Origin of the sequence: Nocardiopsis valliformis DSM 45023 (genome assembly GCF_000340985.1) — a bacterium.
Lineage (GTDB): Bacteria > Actinomycetota > Actinomycetes > Streptosporangiales > Streptosporangiaceae > Nocardiopsis > Nocardiopsis exhalans.
Map to the genome: position 1 here is coordinate 1 of NZ_ANAZ01000067.1, position 5,621 is coordinate 5,621.

The following is a 5,621-nucleotide window of genomic DNA, read 5'->3' on the forward strand; positions in this document are numbered from 1 at the left end:
GGTACTCTCTGAGTTCCTTCTCGTCAGCCACGTGCTTTCCACCTTCTGCAGTAGTGAAGTAGTAGCGCCTGGGTCGTCCTGGCGGATTCTGCGGTTCCCTGTCACTCGATCCCGTCGACGAAGGCGAATAGCTCGCCGTCGCTGGCGTTGTCGAGGTCGCTGTACTCGGAGTTTCGCGAGGTTCCCGCCGCCCCCGAGTCGACGGTGGACAGCAACTGGGTGAGCCTTTCTGAGAGCTGCTTGCGGGCCTCTGCGTCGGAGCCGAGGTCCAGGGCGCCGAGCCGGTCGCTGAACCGTGCCAGCTCGGCGAGGAGCGGGTCGACCGAGGAGCCGACCCCGGACGCGAGGAGCAGTCCCACGACGTGGGCGGACAGCGCCTGGGGAGACGGGTGGTCGAAGACGACGGTGGTGGGCAGGCGCAGACCGGTCTCCTTGTTGATCCGGTCGCGCAGCTCCATGGAGCTCAGCGAGTCGAACCCCAGCTCCTGGAACGCGCGGTCCGGATCGACCGACCCCACGTCGGAGTGCCCCAGCGCCAGGGCCGATTGGCTCCGGACCAGCTCCAGGACCGTGCTGACGCGTTCCTCCTCCCCTAGAGCGGCTAGCCGCTCGTGCCAGAGCCGGCCCGAGTCCTTCTTGGGCGCGCTGCTCTGGGCCAGGTGCCGCCCGCGGACGCGGAACAGCCCCCGCAGCATCGGAAGGAGGGTCTCGCCCGACCGCGGGCCGTCGGGGTGGAACTCGGTCGGGACCAGGAACGGCCGGGGATCGCTCAGCGCGAGATCGAACAGTTCCAGTCCCCGCTGCGGGCTCATGGGAACGATGCCCGTCCGCGATCGCCAACGGGCCAGGTCGGCCTCCGCGACCCCCTGGGCCAGACCTGAGTCCCACAGGCCCCAGGCAAGGGATGTCGCGGGTAGCCCGGCGGCCGTCCTGCGCTGGGCGAGGGCGTCCAGGAAGGTATTGCCCGCCGCGTAGTTGGCCTGCCCCGGGGTACCGGTGACACCCGAGACGGAGGAGAAGAGCACGAAGGCGGCCAGGTCGGCGTCGCGTGTCAGCTCGTGCAGGTTCCAGGCCGCGTCCGACTTCGACCGCATGACGGGGGCGATCCGTTCGGGGGCGAGGGACTCGACGGTGCCGTCGTCGAGGACCGCGGCCGCGTGCACCACGGCGGTGAGGGGGTGCTCGGAGGGAACGGAGTCCAGTACCCGGCTCAGCGCCCCGCGGTCGGACACGTCCACCGCCGCGACGGTCACCTGCGCGCCCAGGCCCTTGAGCTCGGCCACCACCTGTGCCGCCCCGGGGGACTGTTCGCCCCGTCGACTGCACAGGAGCAAATGCCCGATCCCGTGTTCCGCTACCAGGTGGCGTGCGATCAGCTTGCCCAGACCGCCCGTCCCACCGGTGATCAGCACCGTCCCCTCCGGGGCGAGGTGTCGCTCCGGCCCGTCTGGTGCGGCGCCGGCACGCACCAGCCTCGGTGCGAACAGTTCACCGGACCGCACGGCGACCTGGGGCTCTCCGGTGGCGAATGCGGCGTGGAGGGCGCTGTCGAGCTCTTCGGATCCATCGGCGTCGACCAGTACGAACCTGTCCGGGTGCTCACTCTGCGCCACCCGGATGGCGCCCCATACCGCCGCGCCGGCGAGGTCGGTCGGAGACTCCCCGTCGGTGACGCACACGGCGCCGCTGGTGACCAGGGCCAACCGGCTCCCGGAGAAACGGTCGTCGGCCAGCCACCGGCGCACCAGGCCCAAGGCCCGCTCGACCGCCTGCCTGGCCCCTTCGGCGTCGTCGGGCACGTCAGCCGCCGGCCGCGTGAGGACCAGGTCCGCGCCCACCGCCGACCCCAGGTCCTCGCCGTCCAACCAGGCCTCCGTGACGTCCGTGCGAGTCCGGGGCGTCTCGACCGCCTGCCAGTCGACACGCATGAGGAGGTCGCGGGCTCCGTCGGCTGCGGTGATCCGATCCCTGGCGACCGGTCTCAGGGAAACGGCGTCCAGTTCGGCGACGGCCTGTCCGTCCGTACCGGAGAGGACGATGCGGTGGGTGTCTGTTCCGGTGGGTGTGATCGCCACCCGCAACGCCGCGGCCCCGGCAGCGTGGAGAACGGCCCCGCGTACTTCGACGGGCAGGAGAATCCGGTCGCCGTCGAACTTCGAGGCGAACAGGATCGGGTGCAGTGCGGCGTCCAGCAGTGCCGGGTGCAGGTTGAACGAACGCGCGATGCCGTGTTGCGCCTCGGGCAGTTCGACCTCGGCGTACAGTTCCTCACCCGAGCGCCACATCCCGGTCACGATGCGGAAGTCGTCCCCGTAGCCGTATCCGGATTCGGCGATCCTGTTGTAGGCGTCGTCCAACGGCTCGGGCAGCGCGCCGACGGGAGGCCAGACCGCGTTGGGCGGTGGCGCCGTGCGGTCCCGGCGGGACAGCCTGCCCTTGGCGTTACGTGTCCAGGCTGTTCCGCGGGTGCGGGAGTGGATGGAGACGGGGCGCTCGCCCCCGACCTCGGGTCCGACCGCGACCTGGACGCTGACGGGCTCGCCCTCCTCCAAGAAGAGCGGGGCTTCCAGGGTCAGGTCATCCACCTGGTCGCCACCCACACGGTGGGCCGCGTCGAAGGCGAGTGAGAGGAATCCTGTCGCGGGCATCAGCACGGAGCCGTTGACCGCGTGCCCGTTCAGCCACGGCTGCCGTTCAGCGGACAAAGAGCCGGTGAAGACCCACTCGTCCCGGCCTGCCACCTCGACCTCGGCGGACAGGAGCGGGCTCGCGGCCTCGTCCAGCCCGAAGCCGGCCACAGCGCCCGTCCGGGGCGCCTCCGTCAGCCAGTACCGGCGGCGCTGGAACGGATAGGTCGGCAGGTCCACGGGCCGGGTCCGGGGCAGGAGCGGCAGCAGGTCCAGGTCGGCTCCGTGCGCATGGCAGACGGCCAGGGCGTTCAGCAGGTCGTTCGCGGACCCCCGGCCTTCGGGGGCCAAGGGGACGTACACCGGTTCCAGAGCGTTCAGGAAGGACTGTGCGGAGTCCGTGCCGGTCCCGGGGCCCGCGCTGAGCACCAGAGCGCCGGCCTTCCCGCCGAGGGCCTCGGAGAGTGCCTGTCCGTTGTCGGACCGCGCCGGGCGATCTTCAGACCAGTGGGCGGGGGAACGGAGTTCGCGCACGGTCACGACGTCCCCCGTGCGGGCGGAGGCCAGCGGCAGCCGCGGTTCACGGAAGTCCAGTTCGACCGCGGTGCGTGCGGAGCCCCGACCGTCCGGGGCCAGGCTCGCCGCGAGTTTCGCGGCGTCGGTGAGTGTGAGGGCCCCGGCGGCGTACAGGGCGGCCGGCTCGCCCTCGTCCTCTCCCACGACCAGTTCCGGTGCCAGGCCGTACTCTTCCAGAACGTGGAAGAGGGCGGCCTGGACGGCGAGGAGGGTGACCGGTGCGTACTCGGGGCTCTCCAGCAGCTCCGCCCGAGGGCCGGTGGTACCGGACAGGAACGCCTCGTGCGGCTGACCGGGCAGGAGGTCGGACAGTTCGGTGCCGGTCCTCTCCAGCGCCGTGTGGAAGGCGGGGAGCGTGGCGGACAGGTCGGCCCACTTCCCCGGACCCGTCGTGTCCAGGCCCGGGAAGTGGAGGACGACCGGTGCGGGTTCGGTTCCGCCCGTGACCACTCCCGGGTGCTCAGCGCCCTCGGCCAGCGCGCGGAGCGCGCTTCCCAGGTCGTCGGGAGTGGCACCGAACACCGCGGCCCTGTGGGACAGGGGCGAGCGGGAGGAGACCAGGGCGGTGGCCACAGCGTCCGGTTCGGCCCCCTCCAGGGTTTCGAGGACGTCGCTGGCCAGGTCGCGCAGGGCGTTCTCGTCATGGGCGGAGAGAATCCACGGTGCGAGGGAGTTCAGGACCGGGCCCCCGTCGGCGCGCTGGTCCGGCTTTTCCTCGGTGTACTCCTCGAGGATCGCGTGCGCGTTGGTACCGCTGATGCCGAACGAGGAGACCGCGGCCCGCCGGGGGCGGCCGGTTCGGGGCCACTCCCGTTCGCTGGTGAGCAGTTCGACCTCACCCGCCTCCCAGTCCACGTGCGGGGTGGGTGCGTCGACGTGCAGGGTTCTGGGCAGGCGTCCGTGCCTGATGGCCTGCACCATCTTGATGACCCCCGCAACGCCGGAGGCCGCCTGGGCATGGCCGATGTTGGACTTGAGGGAGCCGAGGAACAGGGGGCGGCCGCCTCGGCGGTCACGCCCGTAGGTGGCCAGGACCGCGTCCGCCTCGATGGGGTCGCCCAGTGTGGTGCCCGTTCCGTGCGCCTCCAGCGCGTCCAGCTCTGACGGGTCGAGGTCGGCGTCGGCCAGCGCTTCGCGGATCACGTCCTGCTGGGACAGGCCGTTGGGGGCGGTGAGCCCGTTGGAAGTGCCGTCCTGGTTGACGGCGCTGCCTCGGAGCACCGCGAGTACGTGGTGTCCGTTGCGTCGGGCGTCGCTGAGGCGTTCGAGCAGGAGGAGGCCGACACCCTCGGCCCATGCGGTGCCGTCGGCCGCCGCCGCGAACGGCTTGCACCGTCCGTTCGGGGCTAGCCCGCGCTGGCGGGAGAACTCGACGAACAGGCCGGGGCTGGGCATCACGCTCACACCCCCGGCCAACGCCATGGTGCACTCGCCGCCTCGCAGCGCCCGTGCCGCGTTGTGCAGGGCGACCAGCGAGGAGGAACACGCGGTGTCCAGGGTGACCGCGGGCCCGAGCAGCCCCAACGTGTAGGCGATGCGGCCGGAGGCGACACTGGTGCTGCTCCCGGTCAGCACGTAGCCGCCCTCGCTTTCGGAAGCGTCGTGCATCCGAGGTCCGTAGTCGGCGGCCATGGCACCGACGAAGACACCGGTGCGGCTTCCGGAGAGGGAGACGGGGGCGATCCTCGCGTTCTCGATCGTCTCCCAGGCCGTCTCCAGGAGGAGGCGCTGCTGGGGGTCCATTGCCGCCGCCTCGCGGGGAGAGATACCGAAGAAGGCCGCGTCGAAGTCCGCGGCGTCGTGGAGGAAGCCGCCCCGGTTGACGTAGCTGCCGCCCCCGGCGGGGTCCGGGGTGTGGAGCTCCGGGTCCCAACCCCGGTCCTCGGGGAATTCCGATGTCGCGTCCGCGCCCTCCTCGACCAGGCGCCACAAAGCCTCGGGCGAGACGGCCCCACCGGGGTAGCGGCAGGCCATGCCGATGATCGCGATGGGATCCTCCGCGGCGGGGGCCGTCCCAGCGGGGACCTCCGGGACGGGAACCGGTTCCTCCGGGAGCTCTTTCCCGGCCAGCTCGGTCTCCAGGTAGGCGGTCACGGCCTCGCAGGTGGGGTGCGTGTACAGCAGGGTCGAGGGCAGACGCAGCCCTGTGGTGCGGCTCAGCCCGTCCCGCATCGCGACTGAGGCCTGGGAGTCGAAGCCCAGGTCCTGGAAGGGGCGGGTCAGGTCGGCGGTGCTCAGGAACGGTTTTCCGAGCTCCTCGGCGGCCTGGCTCCGGACCAGCTGTTCCAGCTCCCGCCTGCGGTCGGGGGCCGCCATACGGGCCAACCGTTCGGCGAGTTCGGAATTCGGGCGCTTGGCCGGACCGGTGTCCCGGTGGTGTTCGTTGAGCCAGTAGCGGGTGTGTTGGAAGGCGTAGGG

At 71.5% G+C, this 5,621-nt stretch carries 1 protein-coding gene; it reads right to left on the reverse strand.

Features of this window, described 5'->3' with window-relative positions:
- Nucleotides 1–101: 101 nt before the first annotated feature.
- The coding region (locus D457_RS33885; RefSeq protein WP_017584656.1) for a type I polyketide synthase at nt 102–5,621 on the reverse strand (5,520 nt) is incomplete at its 5' end.